The sequence below is a fragment of the Streptomyces alkaliphilus genome (assembly GCF_014141535.1).
In the GTDB taxonomy this organism is placed as follows: domain Bacteria; phylum Actinomycetota; class Actinomycetes; order Streptomycetales; family Streptomycetaceae; genus Streptomyces; species Streptomyces alkaliphilus.
Genome location: NZ_VKHT01001708.1, coordinates 1 through 485, shown reverse-complemented (window position 1 = coordinate 485; position 485 = coordinate 1). Strand labels below are relative to the sequence as shown.

Here is a 485-nt window from a genome sequence, read left to right as displayed (position 1 = left end):
CCTGTTGGCCGAGCACCGCCCGGGCCGCGACCTCCACGGGATCCACGGCGCCCGGTGAGCGCAGGCCGGGGCGGAGCCGTACGGCCTCGGCGAACAGCGGGTCGTCACCGAGGCGTTCGGTGACGGCGAAGGGGTCGGCGTCCAGGTCGAACAGGCGCCGCACGCGCTGGACGGCGGCGGTCAGGTCGCGGTGGTCGGTCAGTCGCACCAGGACCGGCAGTCGTCCGCCGGCGGTGTCGTTCCCGTCGCCGGACCCCGACCCGGCGCCGCGCAGCGCCTCGTCCTCGCGGAGTTCCAGCACGGCGTGACCGTGCGGGAGGGGCAGGGTGCGGCGGTAACGGCGGGCACCGGGTGGGCCGGAGGTCTCCTCGATGCCGGGGACGGCGCGCCGGGTGAGGAAGTCGAGGAGTTCGCGGACGGCGAGGGGGCCGCGGTGGGGCAGGCGCAGGCGCAGCTCCTCCCCCGGTGTCGGGGCGGTCCCGGTC

At 77.3% G+C, this 485-nt stretch carries 1 protein-coding gene; it reads right to left on the bottom strand.

Annotated elements, in window-relative coordinates; translation table 11 throughout:
• On the bottom strand, window positions 1-485 hold a 485-nt coding region (locus FNQ90_RS26430), incomplete at both ends, for an AlkA N-terminal domain-containing protein (RefSeq protein ID WP_323380201.1).